The 19,850-nt window shown below is 36.9% G+C and carries 21 protein-coding genes; 19 read left to right on the forward strand and 2 right to left on the reverse strand.

What is annotated here, in order from left to right; all coding sequences use genetic code 11:
• Positions 1-510: 510 nt before the first annotated feature.
• Positions 511-723 carry a YhdB family protein gene (locus ACS127_RS09625; protein WP_440894827.1) on the reverse strand — a complete coding sequence of 71 codons (213 nt, stop codon included), beginning with the start codon at positions 721-723 and terminating at the stop codon, positions 511-513.
• 162 nt (positions 724-885) lie between these two features.
• On the opposite strand from ACS127_RS09625, the gene ACS127_RS09630 reads away from it, so the two are divergent.
• From ACS127_RS09630 to ACS127_RS09700, 15 genes are all read left to right on the forward strand, one after another.
• Entirely contained in the window at positions 886-1,578 is a 693-nt protein-coding gene (locus tag ACS127_RS09630) for a YhcN/YlaJ family sporulation lipoprotein (protein ID WP_440894828.1), read from the forward strand.
• A gap of 568 nt (positions 1,579-2,146) precedes the next feature.
• Positions 2,147-2,278 (forward strand): hypothetical protein, encoded by a 132-nt coding sequence (locus ACS127_RS09635; RefSeq protein WP_440898118.1) that lies wholly within the window; start codon positions 2,147-2,149, stop codon positions 2,276-2,278.
• 586 nt (positions 2,279-2,864) lie between these two features.
• Positions 2,865-4,211, forward strand: a complete 1,347-nt coding sequence (locus ACS127_RS09640; protein ID WP_440894829.1) for a ferredoxin reductase family protein — start codon at positions 2,865-2,867, stop codon at positions 4,209-4,211.
• 33 nt (positions 4,212-4,244) lie between these two features.
• Positions 4,245-5,258, forward strand: coding sequence for an FMN-binding protein (locus ACS127_RS09645; protein WP_440894830.1), 1,014 nt, complete (start codon positions 4,245-4,247; stop codon positions 5,256-5,258).
• Between the two features lie 436 nt (positions 5,259-5,694).
• Positions 5,695-6,162: an S-ribosylhomocysteine lyase gene (locus tag ACS127_RS09650; RefSeq protein WP_440894831.1), complete on the forward strand. Its 468-nt coding sequence runs from the start codon at positions 5,695-5,697 to the stop codon at positions 6,160-6,162.
• Between the two features lie 33 nt (positions 6,163-6,195).
• A complete protein-coding gene (locus tag ACS127_RS09655; protein WP_440894832.1) occupies positions 6,196-7,557 on the forward strand; it encodes a dipeptidase in 1,362 nt (453 codons plus the stop codon).
• Between the two features lie 259 nt (positions 7,558-7,816).
• A complete protein-coding gene (locus tag ACS127_RS09660) occupies positions 7,817-8,080 on the forward strand; it encodes a hypothetical protein (RefSeq protein WP_440894833.1) in 264 nt (87 codons plus the stop codon).
• Positions 8,081-8,123: 43 nt separating this feature from the next.
• Positions 8,124-8,387, forward strand: coding sequence for a metal-sensitive transcriptional regulator (locus ACS127_RS09665; protein WP_440894834.1), 264 nt, complete (start codon positions 8,124-8,126; stop codon positions 8,385-8,387).
• 1,059 nt (positions 8,388-9,446) lie between these two features.
• Positions 9,447-10,433 carry a metal ABC transporter solute-binding protein, Zn/Mn family gene (locus ACS127_RS09670; RefSeq protein ID WP_440894835.1) on the forward strand — a complete coding sequence of 329 codons (987 nt, stop codon included), beginning with the start codon at positions 9,447-9,449 and terminating at the stop codon, positions 10,431-10,433.
• 492 nt (positions 10,434-10,925) lie between these two features.
• On the forward strand, positions 10,926-11,168 hold the full coding sequence (locus tag ACS127_RS09675; RefSeq protein WP_440894836.1) for a hypothetical protein: 243 nt from the start codon (positions 10,926-10,928) through the stop codon (positions 11,166-11,168).
• A 450-nt stretch (positions 11,169-11,618) separates the two neighbouring features.
• Positions 11,619-12,377 (forward strand): (S)-benzoin forming benzil reductase, encoded by a 759-nt coding sequence (locus ACS127_RS09680; protein WP_440894837.1) that lies wholly within the window; start codon positions 11,619-11,621, stop codon positions 12,375-12,377.
• Positions 12,378-12,469: 92 nt separating this feature from the next.
• Positions 12,470-12,571 (forward strand): YjcZ family sporulation protein, encoded by a 102-nt coding sequence (locus ACS127_RS09685; RefSeq protein WP_440894838.1) that lies wholly within the window; start codon positions 12,470-12,472, stop codon positions 12,569-12,571.
• A gap of 470 nt (positions 12,572-13,041) precedes the next feature.
• Entirely contained in the window at positions 13,042-13,803 is a 762-nt protein-coding gene (gene map / locus ACS127_RS09690) for a type I methionyl aminopeptidase (RefSeq protein WP_440894839.1), read from the forward strand.
• A 91-nt stretch (positions 13,804-13,894) separates the two neighbouring features.
• Positions 13,895-14,587: an AzlC family ABC transporter permease gene (locus ACS127_RS09695; protein ID WP_440894840.1), complete on the forward strand. Its 693-nt coding sequence runs from the start codon at positions 13,895-13,897 to the stop codon at positions 14,585-14,587.
• Positions 14,587-14,880 carry an AzlD domain-containing protein gene (locus ACS127_RS09700; RefSeq protein ID WP_440894841.1) on the forward strand — a complete coding sequence of 98 codons (294 nt, stop codon included), beginning with the start codon at positions 14,587-14,589 and terminating at the stop codon, positions 14,878-14,880. Before ACS127_RS09695 ends, ACS127_RS09700 begins: the two co-directional genes overlap by 1 nt.
• Here ACS127_RS09700 and ACS127_RS09705 read toward each other — a convergent pair.
• A complete protein-coding gene (locus tag ACS127_RS09705; RefSeq protein ID WP_440894842.1) occupies positions 14,865-15,749 on the reverse strand; it encodes a cation diffusion facilitator family transporter in 885 nt (294 codons plus the stop codon). The two genes, ACS127_RS09700 and ACS127_RS09705, sit on opposite strands and share 16 nt — an antisense overlap.
• Positions 15,750-16,300: 551 nt before the next feature.
• Between ACS127_RS09705 and ACS127_RS09710 the strand changes: the two genes are divergently transcribed.
• The 4 genes from ACS127_RS09710 to ACS127_RS09725 all read left to right on the forward strand — a co-directional run bounded on the left by ACS127_RS09710 (position 16,301) and on the right by ACS127_RS09725 (position 19,442).
• Positions 16,301-16,546 carry a hypothetical protein gene (locus tag ACS127_RS09710; protein ID WP_440894843.1) on the forward strand — a complete coding sequence of 82 codons (246 nt, stop codon included), beginning with the start codon at positions 16,301-16,303 and terminating at the stop codon, positions 16,544-16,546.
• A gap of 196 nt (positions 16,547-16,742) precedes the next feature.
• Complete coding sequence (locus ACS127_RS09715) at positions 16,743-17,531, forward strand: M15 family metallopeptidase (RefSeq protein WP_440894844.1); 789 nt, start codon at positions 16,743-16,745, stop codon at positions 17,529-17,531.
• Positions 17,532-17,750: 219 nt separating this feature from the next.
• Positions 17,751-19,136 (forward strand): class II fumarate hydratase, encoded by a 1,386-nt coding sequence (gene fumC, locus ACS127_RS09720; protein WP_440894845.1) that lies wholly within the window; start codon positions 17,751-17,753, stop codon positions 19,134-19,136.
• Between the two features lie 102 nt (positions 19,137-19,238).
• Positions 19,239-19,442 (forward strand): small, acid-soluble spore protein, alpha/beta type, encoded by a 204-nt coding sequence (locus ACS127_RS09725; protein ID WP_440894846.1) that lies wholly within the window; start codon positions 19,239-19,241, stop codon positions 19,440-19,442.
• The last annotated feature ends 408 nt before the right edge of the window (positions 19,443-19,850 follow it).

Here is a 19,850-nt window from a genome sequence, read left to right on the forward strand (position 1 = left end):
CCGTCCGTAAAACTCGGGGCAACACGACGTTGGTCACGCAGGCGTTACCACACGATGTGGTGGTTCTAGCCTGTGGTCCCACCTAAGAGAAAGGAAACAAATCTATTAGGCGGGAGATACAGGTGAGCTAATGTCCTGATTCACTCGGGGCAACACGATGTTGGTCACACAAGCGTTTTCGCAAATGTTTTCGGTGGGACGAGTAACCGCACTAAGGAAAACTACGGAGCTTTACACCGCAAGAATAAGTAATTTTCTTATTCTGAGTCCCAGGACACGAAGACGTTAGCTTGTGTTCCTTAACAACCAGTGGGTATTAAGGAACGCAGACTAAGTTCGCGACGTCCTGTCGCAACGTCTGGGGTTGCGATTACTCACCCCACCGAAAAGACTTGGGACTGCGGTTACTCGTCCCACCGGAACCATATGCATGACCTACGTCCTGTAGGCCTAACTCCCGCTGATTGAAGTTTCGTTTTATAATGTTAAAAAGGGAGCTTAGCTCCCTTTTTAGATTTCCATGGCATGATCTAAATAGTGAAGTAAATTTTCATGTTGCTGAATAATTTTTTTTGTGTTTTTTTCTGATTGAAAGGCACAAAGAAAGTTATTTATTTTTTTTGCCAAAAAATCATCCTTTGTTCGCACCATAATAACTAATAGATCATCCCACTGTTGCCAAATTGTGTAATACAGTGCTTTATCATAATCAAGTGTAGCCATTGGTTTCGCTCCTCTTGCAGAACATATTGGGACGTTTTTAGTTTGACCGAAACATTAGAAATAAAACTGGTGAAGTTTACTGTCTTTGGCTTAGATTTCATCGTATTAAATTTGTTTTTGTTGGCATATTAAAACTGACTTAATATAAAAGGAGGGTTAAATATGCGAATAAAGCACATGCTTGTAATTGGAATGGCCTTAACTATGCTATTTGGCTGTGGTACTAATAACAACGAGTCGATGAATGACAGAAACTTGGACAATGTAGAAAATGTCAGAAATCATCCCAATCAAAGAGATGCCTATGATAATGGTATTAATCAGTATCCTGGTGGCCCAGGTGGGGCTTGGGAGCAGAATCAGCAAGATCCATTCTTTGATGGCAGCCAATTAGATCAAAATGGTCGACCTGATCAAACAGCTAGAAATCGTAACAATCGCCAAATGCGTCAACAAGAAGATGGAAGGCAAGAAGAGGGTCAAAGACGTTCTAATCGACAAGATAATTATCGTGTTGCCGATCGAATTGCTGAAGATGTGAGTTCAGAAGTTGATGAAATTGACCGTGCTTATGTTTTAACAATGGGCAATAATGCATATGTTGCTTGTCATTTAGAAGATGATGATACTAGTGACCGAAATAATGAGTTGTCAGACAAAGTCGAACAAAAAGTTACCGAAGCAGTTAAAGATTCTGATAATCAAATTGACAATGTTTATGTATCCTCAAATCCAGACTTTGTTGATCTAACTTCAAATTATATGCAAGATATAGATGATGGCGAACCGATTGAGGGATTCTTTGACCAATTTACGGAAATGATTGAACGAATTTTCCCGACACGTGATCGATAATTGAGAGTATCACTTAGTAAATATTATTGTCACTTAAAATGAATAAATAGTACAGTGGGCAATAAGTGTTTTGCTCACTGTTTTTTTTGCTGGGATAGAAGAAATCCGATTCATACTTGTTATTCCAGAAATATCTTACACTTTCTTTGGGCTTGTCCTCAACCTTATTGCTTGACAGAAGATAGGTTGACATTGACCACAAAGGTTGAACTTAATTGGACTTCCTTTATAGTGATTTCTACACAAATATCTGATTCTTCTCAATAATTGATCGTTTTATCCTCAGCCTTTATCAACAAATCTCAATAAAATTTAAAAAAATTTAAAGATAACATAGAAAGGAGCTTTATTTTATTGTAAAATGAACCTATAAAATTCCTGAATAACTATAATTGAGTGAATTAATTATACCTTATTTTAGGTAATTTTATAATGCTATTTAGGAAGGGGAGTGTAAATGTTCTTATTGAAACTAGGTTGCCAACATGAAGGCGAATATACCATTAAACGAAAGGATCGGACAGAGCAGCCATAAGGCGACGAAAGAAGCTAATTTGCTTGGACGCTTATTTTTCCTCTGTCAATGCCAATTGATGCCCCGTCTATACCTATTGTAGATGTAGGTAATTGGGTAAAGATTGGTACATTAATCGCTGAAAAACAAGATATGACTTCTGTTAATAGCCACTCTTCTATTTGAGGAGAAGTGGTTGAGAACACAAAAACATCCCACGGTAAGAGGAGAAGAACCGTGTATTATCATTAAAATGATGACAAAGATGAATGTAATACCCCACTGTTTGCTGATGACGATGAGCTTAACCCACAAAAGAAGCTCGAGATTATCGCCAAAGCAGGAATTGTTGGAATGAGAAGCGCTGCATTTCCAACAAATATTAAATTAACATCCCATAAAGAAAATCAATACGATTATTATTAATGGTTCTGAATGTGAGCCATATGCTACTGCCAATCACTGTTTAGTGATAGAGAATGCAAGAGACTTCCTTAAAGATATTTGAATGATGATGGAGGTGTAGGTTTTGCTATTTTATGCATGACATATTTGTTCCAATTCTAGATAATCCTTTATCCCTAAGAATATATGGACATAAAAAAATTGATTTAATTATTATAATAATCAGATAGTTTTTGACACAAAACATGATTTGTTGAATGTTTTTATCAATATATTCTGTAGTTATAGATCATATTATGTTAAAATTTACTTTGATCACAATTTCACATAGAATTGTGATCAAAAATAAAATAAGAGGGAGACAAATATGAGAAATAAAAAATTTTGGTCTGATTGGTTATTTCCAATCATTTCATTAGTTTCTTTTGCAACATTACTTGGTGCAATGTTAATGTCTATGGATTCAATTGATGTAAGTACGTTAATATCATTTTCAACAGGTTTATTAGCCTATACGATGATGTTAACAGTAACATTTATTGGGTCACGTCCTAGATTTCTAGAGAAGCATTTTGGAATGCCTGAAATGTATGAAGTACACGCAGTTATGTCTGTCATATTGTCATTTTTAATCGTGATACATGTCATTATTCAATGGAATGGATTTCAATGGGTAACAGACATGACCATTGTATCACAAACGGGTTGGGGTGGTGTTGTTGCCTTAATTATTGTTATGTTTTCTGGTATTTTTTCTTTATCAGGTATATATGTAGACAAAAGTAAAACATTTAGTAAGTTCAAAGAAAAATTAAATCGTGAAGTTAATTTATGGTTACATCGTTTTGCCATTGTAGCCATTGTAGCCGTTTATTTCCACATGTATTTCTTACCTTTCTTAGCTAATAACCTTTTATTTATGATATTATTAAACACTTATACAGTTGCTACCTTATTGTATTATGTATTATGGAAATTTAAAATCGTTGCCTCATCTAGGTATAAAGTTTCTAAAATCTATAAAGCAACGCCTTCTTTATGGGTAGTCGAGGTTGAACCTGTAAAGGGGAAAATTGACAATTATACCGCTGGAGATTACTTTTTTATTCGTTTCAAAGGGGCAGATATCACGCGAGAAGGTCATCCATTTTCAACTTCAAGTGCTATAACAAAACGTTATAGTAACTCAATTGAGTTTATGATTAAAGAGGCTGGGGATTGGACTGAATCTTTAGCAAACATTAAGGTCGGAGATATCGCAACTTTAGAAGGTCCATACGGTCATTTCTTACCTGAAGAAGTAGAGCAATCACCTGAAGACAAAGTACCTTTTGTGCTATTGGGTGGAGGGATTGGTTTAACACCAAACCTAAGTGTTCTACGCCACGAAGTAGAGAAAAACTCACAACGCGAAATCCACTGTGTATGGGGTTTGGCTTTTGAAGAAGACATGTTTATGTTAGATGAATTTGAAGAAATAAAAAAACAAAATCCAAACTTCCATCTTCATATTATCTTCTCTAATGAAGAAGTTGAGGGCTATCCATTTGGTTTCATTACCAATGAGTTTTTAGAAGAAGTTGGGGCAGACAAGTATAAAGATGGTCATTTCTTTGTTTGTGGACCGGGTCCAATGTTAGATGCATCTAGAAAAGTATTAGCTAATGGACATGTAAGTGATGAACAAATTCATCTAGATGACTTTGGATTCTAATGAATTTAATTTTATTCGGAAAGGACTTGAACAATGGGTAAAAAAACACGCTTAACGATTCAAATCTTAGTCGCGTCACTTTTTGTTATGCTACTGACTGTGTTCCTGTTTACAAATGATATTATTATCTCAGAACCGGATGATGATTCAACTGCTGAAGACGTTGATGCAGGGGATCTTGAAGATGGTATTTATAGAGGTGCTGCGGAAGGATTTAATGGACCGGTTGAAGTAGAAGTAACCGTTGAAAATGAAGAGATTGCCTCAGTGACCATTCTTGATCATAGTGAAACAGAAGACATATCGGATTCTGCCTTTGATAAAGTTCCTGATGCGATTGTAGAAAATAATTCTACAGCTGTAGATGTTGCCTCTGGTGCAACCATAACGTCAGAAGCGATTATGGCAGCTGTTAATAATGCACTAGGCAGTAGTAGTGCAAGTGGAACTGAATCAGAAGATAATGAAACTGATCCAGACGTAGCTTACGAGGATGGGACGTATACGGGTTCGGCGGATGGTTTTAACGAACCAATTGAAGTAGAAGTAACGGTTGAAAATGGTGAGATTGCTTCAGTGACCATTCTTGATCATAGTGAAACAGAAGATATATCAGATCCCGCCTTTGATGAAGTTCCTGATGCGATTGTAGAAAGTAATTCTCCAGACGTGGATATTGCTTCTGGTGCGACAGTAACGTCAGAAGCAATTATGGCAGCTGTTAGTAACGCATTAGACAGTGGTGACGGTGATGATATCGAAAATACTGATCCAGACGTAGCTTACGAGGATGGTACCTATACTGCTTCTGCGGAAGGTTATAATGGTTCGGTTGAAGTAGAAGTAACCGTTGAAAATAGTGAGATTGCCTCAGTGACCATTCTTGATCATAGTGAAACTGAAGGCATATCAGACCCTGCTTTTGACGAGGTTCCTGATTCTATAGTAGAAAATAATTCAACAGATGTAGATATTGCTTCCGGTGCAAGCGTAACGTCAGAAGCGATTATGGCAGCTGTTGAAGCAGCTTTAGAAGACGCAGTATAATAATAGTTTTATGGTGTTAGTGAGTTCTTTTGAACGAGCTAGCACCTTCTTTGTATGTTAAGAGAGATAGAACTTCAACTCATAAGTTATTTAATAAAGCAGAAACTTTAGCGTCCTAAATATAAGCATAGAATTAATGCTTTTGAAGGTATCTCGACTAAACTCGTTTACATCCTATGGGAACATTGAAGGCAGTGCAACTATGTGCTAATGAGTGATGGCGAGTTTTTCTGCTATATCGTTAGTAAATTTCTTTACGATTATGTTGATAAAAACCAAAATATAAGTGCTGATCATCTCTAACTTTCAGTTTTCTTTAACCCTATGTTGAGTTTTCAACAAGTAAATATTCCTGTTCTTATAAAGATTGAAAATTGGCATCCATAACGTGATGTGATATCGTATAGATATGAAAAACAAGAGGTAGGAGTGATTAATGATGAAAAAAATGAATGTTGAAAGTTTTAACCTAGATCATACGAAAGTTGTTGCACCATATGTCAGACTTGTTGGAGTCACAACGGGGAAACAAGGTGACCAAGTTTATAAATATGATTTGCGTTTTTGTCAACCTAACCAAGAGCATATGGACATGCCAGGCTTACATTCGTTAGAACATTTAATGGCTGAAAATATTCGTAATCATTTAAATAGTGTATTAGATATTGGTCCGATGGGTTGTCAGACAGGCTTCTATTTAAGTATTTTTAACAATGATTCTTTTGATGAAATTATTGACGCACTTGAGAAAACATTAAATGATGTTTTGAATGCAACAGAGGTTCCTGCTTGCAATGAAGTGCAATGTGGTTGGGCAGCTAGTCATAGCTTAGAGGGAGCACAGGATATTGCCAGAACTATGCTGGCTAAGAAGGCAAGCTGGCCAAATGTCTTTTCTGAATAAATAAGATATTTTTTGTAAAGGGATGTGAACGTTTTGACAGAAGCAGTATTAAAATATTTAGTGGATCATCGAGAAGAACAATTAGAAGCATTAAATGATTTTTTGAGAATTCCGAGTGTCAGTACAGATTCAGCGTTTAAGGATAATGTTTGTGAGGCTGCTTCTTTTGTGTCTGATTACCTGAAAAAAATCGGCTTCGATCGGGTTGAGATTGAGGAGACAAAGGGACATCCACTGGTATATGGTGAATGGCTGGGAGCAGGCAATGACGCACCAACAGTGCTTGTCTATGGGCATTATGATGTTCAACCTGCAGATCCATTACCATTATGGGAAAGTGATCCTTTTGAACCTACTGTAAGAAATGGTCGTCTTTTTGCTCGAGGAGCAAGTGATGATAAGGGTCAGGTCTTTATGTATTTGGCCGTTTTCGAGGCATTTATGAAAACAACAGGGAAACTGCCGATTAATGTTAAAGTCTGTATTGAAGGTGAAGAGGAAATTGGTAGTGAACATCTATATGATCTTTTACAAACGAAGAAGGCTCAGTTTGCTGCTGATTTTGCGATGATTTCTGATTCTGGTATGGTGACAGAAGAACAACCGACGATTTTATATGGTCTCAAGGGATTTACTGGCTTGGAATTCACGATTCATGGTCCTGCTAATGATCTCCATTCAGGTATTTATGGTGGAGCTATACGTAATCCATTGATGGCTATGGCTCAAGTGTTAGCTTCAATGAAGGATGAACATGAAGTGGTTTTAGTTGATGGTTTCTATGATGATGTTGAGCCGTTAACCGATGAAGAACGACAACTGATAACTACAGCACCTAGTGAAGATTATATAAAAACAACAGGTGTTTCTGAGACGGTTTCTGAAGCAGGTTATACAGCCGTTGAACATACAATGGGGCGCCCGACTCTTGAAGTGAATGGAATGTTTGGGGGTTACCAAGGAGAAGGAACAAAAACAATTATTCCTGCGTCAGCGACAGCTAAGTTAACTTGTCGCCTAGTCCCTGGTCAGGATCCTGAAAAAGTTCAAGACGGCTTGGTTACCCATATTGAGGAAAATCTCCCAGCTGGGGTAACAGTAGAAATCGAACGTGAACCTCTATCAGCCAAAGCCTATAAAGTAGATCCAAATCATCCATTGATTGAAAAAGCGGCTACAAGTTATAGTAAAGCATTTAATCATCCGTCTGTTTTTGTCCGTATGGGTGGATCCATTCCAGTTGTTGAATGGATTGATGATATTTTTAATATACCCATCGTTTTATTAGGATTTGGTACACCAGATGACCGATTACACTCACCAAATGAAAGCTTTCTTTTAGCTAATTTTGATCGTGGTCTCGCCACGTTAGTTGATTATTTTAATTCCATTTAAATTTAGCGGACGAGCATTCACGCATTTTCGATTGTGTGATGCTCGTCTTTTCTAGGGTTTCAATATTTTGATCGAAATATATATCAATTGACTATATACGTTCTGGGGTATAAAATAAAGATAATTCATTTTTTACGATTGAGAGGTTTTCTGAGATATGTGGGTTGTCTCCCTACTTTTATTAGTTCTGATTATATATATGTTTTATATCCGTTATGTTCCAATTAAGGGTGTCAGATGTGTCAGCAGACATAATCTAATGGATAAACAGGTAAAAATTGATCTTCGTGATTACAATGATTCTGCAAAAGAAAGGATTGATCAGGCAACTCCATTACCAATTGCTTATATCAAGCGTCATCATCATGAACTACCGAAACAAGAACTTTATGTGATTGCAGGAAATGTTGTTGAAAAAAATCTTGGAATTCGGTTATTGCAGCGTTATGGTCATAAGGTGGCTGGTTATACGATGATCAATGAAAAATGTTGTTGTAAAAAACGCTTAAGTAAATTCGCTTAATTAAAAAATAGACGATAGATTGGATAAAAAAAGGAGAATGATCATGGAATATAATCCTCAGATGAAGAATCGTGTGAAACGGATAGAAGGGCAAATGAGGGGTATTCTTCGAATGATGGAAGAAGAGAAAGATTGTAAAGATGTGATTACACAAATGTCTGCTGTTAGAACAGCGATTGATCGGACAATGGGGCTTATTGTTAGCTCCAATCTAGTTGGCTGTGTTCTTGAAGCTGAAAAACTGGAAAAATCTGATCAAAAAGATTTTATCGAAGAAGCAGTCGATTTACTAGTGAAAAGCCGATGAGCTGTTCCCGCTTAGTGACATGAAGGAAAACGCCAATTCAAATCAGGCGTTTTTTTGTGCAACAAAGGGAAGTGGATTAAAGCAAATGAAATCGAACAAATTCAGTTAAAGATAAGTAATTATGAGTTTTTCTAATACAATTGGAAAACATAAGCTGTGATAGGTAAATAGCATACCTGATTTTTCATCATCTAGCTTTAGTGATCAGTCAAACTTTCCTATTCAACTTGTTCAATAGAGAAGAGAGGCTGTTATCAATCAGACATCGTAAGCAGGAAACCTACTATATATATTCAAGGTTTTAGATGAACAGTGAGTTGCTTTCTAAATCGGTAGATTGTATTAAAACAAGAGTGACTTAACTCTAGGGAGAAAAGCCCTTTAATGTCACTCTATGTATTGAAGTTAAAATTCATTTTTTTATTTGACATCACATAACCTAATTGTTAGTTACTCAACTTTATTTCGTTCCGAAAAGCAATGGATTTGCTTTCCACAGGGATTAAGGGCTACAGGACGTAGATCATGCAGGTGTTGGGACTGCGATTACTCGTCCCATCAAAAGCTCTGCCACAAGGGTGGCGAACTTAACCTGCTTTCAGCTAACTTGAGTCGCAAAGAACGCTTCTCAATTGGATCTTCAGCCCATCCTCGAAAATAAAAGGCAATTTTCTTCGTGCGATGTTTCGCTGACGATGCTTTCCTTGTCCTGTGGGAGTAGCGTGAACTTGAGCTCCACTTTGACAAGTGGTTTTGACTTGGTAAAGTTAGCTCAAGCCACACCCACGGAAAGCGGAGCATATCTCCCCTGCGGGTTAATAACGATAGCTTTATAATAAAGGGATGATTCATCAAAATATCTATTTACAATGTCAATACATGGACTTAATCGTTAGTCCACCCTTCAGTCATCTTAGTTGAACCTTAATATTTTGATGCGAAAGTTGAGTTAGTTAATGTATTAGCCAGAAAAGATAAAATGGACTGACTACAATTCACAGATTGTAATCAATCAGATATAATTCAAAAAGTAAAGATTAAAAAGGGGAGTTTACATATATGAAATTCTTTTGTCGGGTATTGTTCGTAGGACTAGTTACTTTAATGTTAGCTGCTTGTACAAACGAAAAAGAACAGCTGACTACGAATGAAATGGATACTGATGAAACAGATCGTCTTATGATTTATACTACTTTATATCCATTGGAATTTTTGGCTAATGAAATAGGTGGTGACAAGGTTCATGCTGAGTCCATTTTGCCTGCAGGCTCTGATTCACATACTTTTGAGCCCACATCAAGAATGATGGTGGAAATAGCTGAGGCTGATTTGTTTATCTTTAATGATGAAGTATCAGAAAGCTATGCAACCTCAATAAAAGATGCGGTAAAAGACGAAGCAGTTGAATTTTTAGAAGCCTCGGAAGGTTTAGATAAGCTTAGCTATCATCATGACCATGATCATGAAGGGATGCACCATGATCACGATGATGAAGATGATCATCATCATGATCATTCATATGGGGATTTTGATCCACATGTATGGATCAGTCCTAATTTAATGGTTAATCTTGCTGAAAATATTTTAACAAAATTGATTGAGCTCATGCCCGAAGATCAGAATTATTTTAATGATAACTTTGATCAGATTTCTAATCAGTTACTTGAACTTGATCAAAACTTCACTGATGTCATTCATCAAGTTGATCGTCACACAATCCTTGTTACCCATGCAGCCTATGGCTATTGGGAGCGGGACTATGGACTTGAGCAAATTGCAATTACGGGTTTGTCTGCAAATGAAGAACCTTCACAACGTCAATTAACTCATTTGATCGAGCTTATTCAAGATTCTGAGATAGATTATTTACTTTTTGATCAAAATATTCAACCACGTGTGGCAACTGTTATTCAAGAGGAGGCAGGTTTAGCTAGTTTAGAAATTCATAATTTAGAGGTTTTAACAGAGCAGGATATTGAAGCTGATGAAGATTATTTTTCTTTAATGGAACGCAATATTAATGTTCTTGAAGAAGCTTTACAATAAGCTTTCCATTTTTTGATCCCATTTTATCGCAGTGTAACTGGCTGGTCGACAAAAACACCACGTCCGGGACTGGGACTTAGAATAAGAAAAATCCTTATTCTTGCGGTGTTAATGCTCCGCAGCCTTCCTTAGTGTGGTGACTCGTCCCACCGAAGGCATTTGTTCCTACTGGAGTCGCCACCCGCCGTTCCCATCCCTTGATGGGCGCTCCTTATAATGAAGAATAGATTGATTATTCTGATGAAAAAGAGTCAACAAAAAAGAAAGCGCTGAACTTGACTGTATTTTCGTTAACTTGACTGCAAATCGCTGAACTTGATTGTATTTTCGTTAACTTGACTGCAAATCGCTGAACGCGATTTATAGGTTCAGTCAAGATGCCTTAAGGGTAGAACAATGATTAAGTAGAAGCGTTGACTTTTCAGATGGATTTTTCGCCTTTAGGATAAAACTTTCATTATAGTGTGTGTTCAAAAGGGAGGATGAAAAGCATTGGGCATAAAAATAGCGTTGATAAAAGAAGCAAGGCGCTATATGGAAAGGGGGATTCAATATATTGAAAAAACTGAAGAAGCCAAAAAGATAGAGACCACCTACAGTTATCCAGAAAGAGCCAATCCATCAATTATCACTGTTTGGATTGTCATGGAGAAGAAAAAATGTCTTATGATGTCGGGCAGAATTTTGATCGGATGGATGGAGGGATCCCGTTTATCCGCCACAGTTTCACTGTAAATATTGCGGAGGAGAAATGTATCCAGAATACTATAAAGGCATCCATGAACAGGAATATCAATTATCAGATGTGCTCTAATTTGGATAGAAAGAAAAGGACCGGGCAGGCTTTGTCAGGTTTTTCTTACATTGTTAATGCTCCGTAGCCTTCCTTAATGCGATTACTCATCCGGAGCAGCCGTCAAGGCTGGAAATCTAATGGAGTGAAAGTCTCCTGTCATCAATTGACCGGTTCGGATGACTAGCATATTGAATGCGCGCCTGTCTTCTACCCGACCACCAAAAGCTCTGCAACAGGACGTGGCGTGTTTATCCTTTGTTCTCTAGCCAGTGAGGGATGAAGGAAAAACCCACTGAACGAAGTTTCACTTTATCATGGTATTGGCGATTGTTGATTAGATCGATTATAATTATAATTGGAATGGATTATTTAATGGAGGGTTGAATCAAATGAAATATGCAGTTGTCACTGGAACATCAAAGGGATTTGGTGCTTCGATTGCGGAGCGATTGTTAAAAGCTGGTGTAAACGTTGTTGGAATTGCCCGCAATCAGAATCAGCAGTTAAATCAAGTGGCGGACGAAAGTCGCGTAAGTTATCAGCATTTCACTTGTAATTTAACCGATGTTGATCGACTTGATCGAATTTTTGAAAAAATTAATGATCAAGTTTTCAAGAAAGATACTGAACTTGTTTACCTGATTAATAATGCAGCAACAGTGAATCCGATTGATATTGCAACAAAGCATACCATTGAAGCGGTCCAAGCACATATGCAACTTAACTTAATTGCCCCGATTATAACGACTGCGCTTGTTTTAAAAAGAGCAAAGCACTGTGGGATAAAAACAATCATTACTAATATTTCTTCGGGAGCCGCGGATCGTTCAACTTATGGCTGGAGTGCCTATGGTGCATCGAAAGCTGGACTAAATCGTTATACGAATACAGTTGCCCTTGAACAAAAGGAATTAGGTACCAAACATAAAGTGATTTTGTTTAATCCAAGTATTATGGATACAAATATGCAAGGTGATATTCGTTCGGCAAGCCCAGAGTCTTTTCAAGCAGTTGATCAATTTAAACAATATAAAGAAGATAATCAATTAAGTGATACCTCAGATGTTGCTGAAGTATTAGTCGATATTTTAATGGATGAGGAAAAGATTATTAACGGAAAATATTATCAGATTAAAGATTATAGATAACGGACAATGACCCATTTTTACTCCGAGTTCTCCCACTTTTGAAAAACAATCATATTCTATAAGTGACTTGATAGAATAAAGGAGGGTTCAAGATGGGTGCAGGATATAGTTATGGTTCAGGTTTTGCGTTAATTGTTGTTTTATTCATCCTATTGATCATTATTGGAGCATCTTGGGGATACGGAGGATTTTAATTTAAAGGGGGGTTCCATCTCAGATGGAATCTCCCTTCAGTTTATAATTCAAACGAGTTGAATCAGGATATTAGCATCCGTTATAGCTCACACCTAAATCAATTATTTTCTCGCTCTATTCAGCAGGGATCATTGCCACGTTGTATGGTAACGTTTGTGGACCCAACATGGTTTACTTATAGCCTTGTTATTTATGATTGTTTGCCCATGTTTAGCTAATTTGAAGAAGTAGTAATAAGTCGATAATCCGATTTTAAGCAGATAAAAAAAGAGCTGGTGTTTAGACAGTGCTTAAATAATTAAGGGATAATTTTCTAAAGAATAAATATAGCAAAACGTCAAGCGGAAGGGTGTTCTGTTGTTTGTATGCCAAATAAAAAATTTAAAAGCTATTTTTTCTAAGGATTAAAGTTAAGGCACATTTAGCATAAATATGTTATAGTATGTATGGAAAGAAAGGGGTTAGGTCGATGATTCAACGGAAGAGTAAACGAGAGATTGAATTGATGGCAGAGGCGGGTAAATTGCTTGCTGCTATTCATAAGGAAATCGCAAAAATGATTAAGCCTGGTATAACGACGGCAGAAATTGATGCCTTTGCAGAAAAATATATGATTGATCATGGAGCGACAGCAGAACAAATTGGCTATAATGGATATGAATATGCAACATGTGCTTCAATTAATGATGAGATTTGTCATGGATTTCCGCGTCAAGAGGCATTGAAAAATGGTGATATTGTAACGATTGATATGGTTGTTAATTTAAATGGGGCTTTAGCTGATTCTGCTTGGACATATGCAGTAGGAGAAGTTGACCAGCAGGCCAAGCATCTAATGGATGTAACAAAAGAATCTTTATATAAAGGAATTGAACAGGCACAAGTTGGTAATCGGATTGGTGATATTGGACATGCGATTCAACAATATGCAGAGTCTGAAGGGCTTTCGGTTGTACGGGATTTTACCGGTCATGGGATTGGACCAACAATGCATGAACCCCCTCATATACCACATTATGGATTGCCTGGTAAAGGTACACGCTTGAAGGAAGGCATGGCGATTACAATTGAGCCGATGTTAAATGAAGGAGTATGGCAAAGCCAAATGGATAGTAATAATTGGACCGCTCGTACAATCGATGGCAAGCGATCAGCACAGTTTGAGCATACCATCATTATTAGTAAAAAGGGTCCGATCATTTTAACAGAACAAGATAACGAAAATAGCTAGCTTTGGGCTAGCTATTTATATACAAAAAAATTATTAACAAAATATTCTGATTGATTTGATTTGAGAATTGTCAGAGAAAAGGAGGGGGCCTATGCGTTCGATTGATCAATTAAAAAGAGGAATTAAAGTTGGGATTCCGATTATGTTGAGTTATTTTCCAATTGCGATTACATATGGTGTTTTGGCAAGTCAAGCAGGATTGAGTGTGGTAGAACTAACGAGTATAAGTGCACTCGTCTATGGCGGAGCGTCACAATTTATGGCAACGAATATGTTTTTACTTCATATGGGAGCACTTGAAATCATTATCGCGACCTTTGTGTTAAATTTTAGACATTTTGTTATGGGGTTGTCGTTTATGCACCAACTCAAGACAGTACCGCTAAAGTGGCGGGTTGGGCTCTCTTTATTAATGACTGATGAAACCTTTTCGGTGACATCTGTTGAGAAAAAAGCAGCTAAACAGCCCTCAGGGCATTTATTTTATTTTGGTCTCTTTTTCATATCATATAGTTCATGGTTGATTGGTTCATTTATTGGAGGGTTTGTTGGTGATATCATACCTGCAGCGATTAGTCAGAGCTTTGGGATCGCCCTTTATGCGATGTTCATTGCCTTGCTTGTGCCTTCTGTAAAGATGAATTTATATTATGGGCTCATTGCAGGTCTTGCGATGATATTAAATTATGGCTTGAGTTATTTTTTACAAGAAGGTTGGTCGATTGTGTTTGCAACTATTTTAGCTAGTTTCTTTGGCTTATTTTTTATGAGGAGGAAAGCATAATGCCCGTTTTAGTTGTTATTATATTGATGAGCATCGTTACTGTTGTGCCGCGAATTTTACCTGCCTTCATTATCGATCGTGTTACTTTTCCGACTTGGGTTGGCCAGTGGCTAGAGCTGATCCCTTATGCAGCCTTAGGCGCTTTAATTTTCCCTGGTATCTTAGATGTCGTATCTGACCAACCCCATATCGGTTTTTTAGGTGGACTTGTGGCAATTGTACTTGCTTTATTTCGATTACACATTATTTTTGTTGTCTTAGGAGCAACGGCATTTGTTTATTTTCTACTTTGAATCTTGGGATCAGGTTCTACATGGATTTGAGTATGATGAATCATAAAATGATCGACCAAAATATTTTCAATTCGATCCGTTATTCTATGGGCGTGTTCAATTGTCATGGTCGGATCAACATAAATGGTCATATCAAGATAAATCTGATTACCGTCGTGTCTGCCTTTAATATCTTTTATCTTTCTAATCTCAGGGTCTTTTTCAATAAAGGCCCGTATTTCATTTATGGAATCATCTTCAAAACCATCTGTTAGGGTATGACTAGCATTTTTGAAAATATCCCAAGCCGTGTAAACGATTAGAATCCCAACGAGAATACCCGCAATTGGATCAAGCCAGGTTAAGCCAACTCGAGCTCCTAATATACCAATAAAAGCAGCTAAACTCACTAGAGCATCAGATTTATTATCTTGGGATGCAGCATAAAGTGAATGGCTGTTTATTTTTTTGGCAAGACGCCGGTTAAAAAAATAAACACCCAACATCAGAATTGAGGAACCTAGTGCTGTCCAGCCGGCTAACATTGAAGGTTGTGTGGCTCCACCGTTCCAAATGTATTGGATGGAATTAAAAATAACCTGCAACCCAACTGTTACCATTATAAATGATGCAACTAATGAGGCGATCAATTCTGCACGAAAATGGCCATAATGGTGATCATAATCAGGAGGTTTACGTGATATTTTTAAGCCAATTAAAACAGCAATCGATGCAATGACATCAGTTGAATTGTTGAGCCCATCGGCACGTAAGGCTTGAGAATTGGTAACTTGTGCGATAACGATTTTTAAGACGGCGAGAAACAAATAGGCAATGATACTTACCCATGCTCCGCGTTCGCCTCGTCTAATTCGTTCATATTGATTCATTCAGAATGCTTCCTTCCTAAATCTTTGTATATCTAATCTATCACTTCAAATGTGGATAAGTCTAGAGCAAGATTCCTTTACTGATCAATCAATGTTGACTCGCAGCGATAAGGTTGGTTAAGGGCAATCGTTTAATTCTCATTTAGAAGGGTATACACGAATTAAGTAAAGGGTTCGTCCACCACGTAGTTGTGTTTAAAATAGGAACTTTTTAATTTCAAGGAATACTGTTTGAAGAAGTTCCTAACTTAGATACCCGATGATTCGTAATATTTTGGATGTTTTACGTGCTTTATTTTCTCAGCAATATTTTTTCACTTACTTGACAAATTTGCTTAGAGAAGGATACTTCATAAAACGATAGTCACTTTTGTTCAGTCACTTAGCTTGTCATAAATCATACTTGATTGAAAGTCCCTTTATTTTTCGCTACTTATAGGGATCATAACCTTTATCTTTTAAGCCTCAAGTTATTTTGATTAAAGATCATTAAAGTAAACATTTCCAAATTTCCAATTGTTTATTCACTTTGATTTTTAGGAGGTTCATTTATGAAAAAAGAAAAAGTAAATTATCTATTGCAAAGAACCAATCGTCTAATCCCTAAACAGTTAACCGTGAAGCGTGATCTTTCTTTTGAATTTAAATTAGCTGCCCAATTAGTGTTAGATCAATCAATTGCTGGATGGAATAAAGCTTATTTTGATCGGGAGATCGATAGAGCGATTGAAGCAAATAATCAAGCACGATTTAATGAATTATTGGTATATTATCGATACTATGCATGGGAGTATTAGGGAAGGGATCTATTCTGTTGAAGAATGACTTTACAGAGTATTCTTATTTTCTTAGGTCATTATTGCTTTATTTTTCAAAAACGATTTATTCTTTTAAACTTATTACTTAACGATCCAATAGAGTGGAAATATCTGCTCATTTTTTTCAAATTCAATTATGTTATAGTTAAGTTAGGTTGAATAGAGGTGATATGTTTTGAAATTGAATCATTTTTTATTATTGCTCATTGTAATTTCACTCATAGGGTGTAGTCAGACAGATACAGATCCATCTTCAAAAATGGTGCATTCTTATTCACAAAAAAAGGGCTCGACTTTAATTGCCAAGCCATTAATTGAAGTGAGCAGTCAACAAGATGTAGATAAAAATATTTCAGGTGTTGAATCTGAAACAGACCTTTTTATTGTTAGTAATCCAGAAAGCATAGAAGTGTATGTGAATAAAAACCGCCGATTACCAGAAGGTTACTCACCTGATGATTTAGTAGAGCCAGATGTTCTACATTTATCGCCAGAGGGTGATGATCGCCGATTATTAAGAGAGGAAGCCGCTCACGCACTTGAAGAATTATTCCAAGCTTCCAATGAAGAAGGTTTAAATTTAGTAGCTGTATCAGGTTATCGATCAAATGAACGTCAAACGACTATTTACCAAAGCAGTGTGGCTAATAATGGTCAAGAACATGCCGATCAATTTTCGGCGCGACCAGGAACAAGTGAGCATGAAACGGGACTTGCAATCGATGTGAGTACATCCGTCATTGCTTTTGCCCTTGAGGAAACTTTTCAACAAACAGAAGAAGGTAGTTGGTTAGAAGATCATGCCCATGACTTTGGGTTTATTATTCGTTATCCTGAAGGAAAAGAAGAAATTACTGGATATGCTTATGAACCGTGGCATCTTCGTTATGTGGGAAAAGAACTTGCTGACCATCTATATCATGAATCATTAACACTAGAGGAGTATTTTGATTATCATTATTAATCATGAATAAGAAGATGATTTCTATTTTGAATAGAGGTCATCTTTTTTTATTATATATTACGATAAAACGGAACTTCAATCAGTGAGCGTCTCCCACTGACTGGGACTCAGAATAAGAAAGGCACTTATTCTTGTACTATCAAAGGAATAAGTGAGAGTGAGTTTTGCAAAAAACGATATGCTACAATAAGAGTAATCAATGAAACGGAGGAGAAAAAAATGAAAACAAGAACAGAGTATGATTCAATAGGATCGATTGAAGTTGATCAAACTAAATATTGGGGAGCTCAAACCCAGCGAAGTGTTGAGAATTTCCCAATTGGTAATGAGAAGATACCTGATCGGTTGATTCGTGCTTTTGTTATGCTAAAGAAAAGTGCAGCCATTGTTAATCATCGCTTAAATAAGTTAACTAAACAAAAAGAACAAGCCATTGTCCATGCTTGTGATACAGTTTTAGCGAATGATTTGATTGAACATTTTCCCCTTCATGTTTGGCAGACAGGCAGTGGTACACAAACAAATATGAATGTAAATGAAGTTTTATCATACATAGGAAACCAATTTTTGCTTGAAAATAATCAACAGCCACAGTTACATCCAAATGATGATCTCAATCAATCGCAAAGCTCAAATGATACATTTCCAACAGCTCTGCATATCTCAGCAGTTTTGGCTATTGAAGAAGAGCTTTTACCAGCCCTCGCAGATATTGATTTGACTTTAAATAAGCAGGTAAATAAATACCAGGATTTGATCAAAATCGGTCGAACACATTTGCAGGATGCAACACCAATAACATTCGGTCAAGAAATTAGTGGTTGGCAACATATGATTGAAAAAATTCAACAGATGCTAACAGAGGACCTAGTTCATTTAAGCGAATTAGCTATTGGTGGCACAGCTGTTGGAACAGGGATCAACGCTGAACCCAAATTTGGCGAGATGGTAGCTGATCAATTAACTCAATTATCCAATAGACCGTTTCGCTCAGCACCAAATAAGTTCCATGCTTTAACCAGCCATGACCAAATAGTGAGAGCTCATGGAACTTTAAAGGCATTAGCAGCTGATCTAATGAAAATTGCTAATGATATTCGCTGGTTAGCCAGCGGACCACGTACAGGGCTTGGTGAAATCGATATTCCAGCTAATGAACCTGGCAGTTCAATTATGCCTGGAAAAATTAATCCTACACAGGCTGAAGCCTTAACTATGGTTGCTGTACAGATCATGGGAAATGATGCAACGATAGGCATAGCAGCAAGTCAAGGTAATTTTGAGCTTAATGTGTATAAACCTGTTATTGCTTATAATTTTTTGCAATCTACTCAATTGTTAGCTGATGGGATTCGTTCTTTTAATGAACGTTGTTTAGCTGGCATGAAACCGATTCAAAAAAAGATGAATCAGAATGTGAATGAGTCATTGATGTTAGTGACAGCACTAAATCCACATATTGGTTATGATAATGCAGCTAAAATAGCGAAGAAAGCTTATCAGGAAGCTAAAACTTTGAAGCAAGCTGCTTTAGAGTTAGGATTGTTAACAGAAGCAGAATTTAATGAGTTTGTTGATCCTAACAAAATGATCGGTCATATATAATTGTAGTATCAACAGTGATACAGTATTTTCCTTACTAACTAGTAATTAACGCTGTTAAAAAAATGAGAAGTTCTCATACTACTAGTAAGGAGGTGAACAACAATGGCAGATAGAAATCGTTCAAACAAGTTAGTTGTTCCCGGTGTTGAACAAAAATTAAATCAAATGAAGTACGAAATTGCTCAAGAATTTGGTGTAACTCCAGGTGCTAATGAAACAGCTCGTGCAAACGGGTCTGTAGGTGGAGAAATTACTAAAAGACTTGTCCAACAAGCGCAAGAGCAAATGGGATCAAGTCATCAGTAACAGAATCATCAATTGAAGCAATTAGCTTTAGAACTTTAACAGTCAACTTGTTAAGCAGAATAAGGAAGGAAAGTGTCGTCAGCGAGTTATCGCTTGAAGAAAACAGCTTTTTATCCTTAAGGAGCTCCAGCTTTTATCAGTGGGGTGATGAATGCTTGAGTGCACTCTAAATTAGAGGGCGATTTAAACACCCTTTTGAAATGAGAATCTTCGGCTGACACACAGCTTGTGCAAACATTGAAATCACCACGTCTGTGTGAAAGAAAGCCTCCGAATAAGTGTTATGGATTTTTAACTGAAACTTTTTGAGCAAGGTCTCAGAAATCCACACATTTTCTTGTTTTTTGAGTTAATGTGTTAGTATCTCCTATCCCTGAGACTTCAAAATTTTAGTCGCATTGAATGAAC

It is taken from the genome of Amphibacillus sp. Q70, from assembly GCF_052055485.1.
GTDB lineage: Bacteria > Bacillota > Bacilli > Bacillales > Amphibacillaceae > Amphibacillus.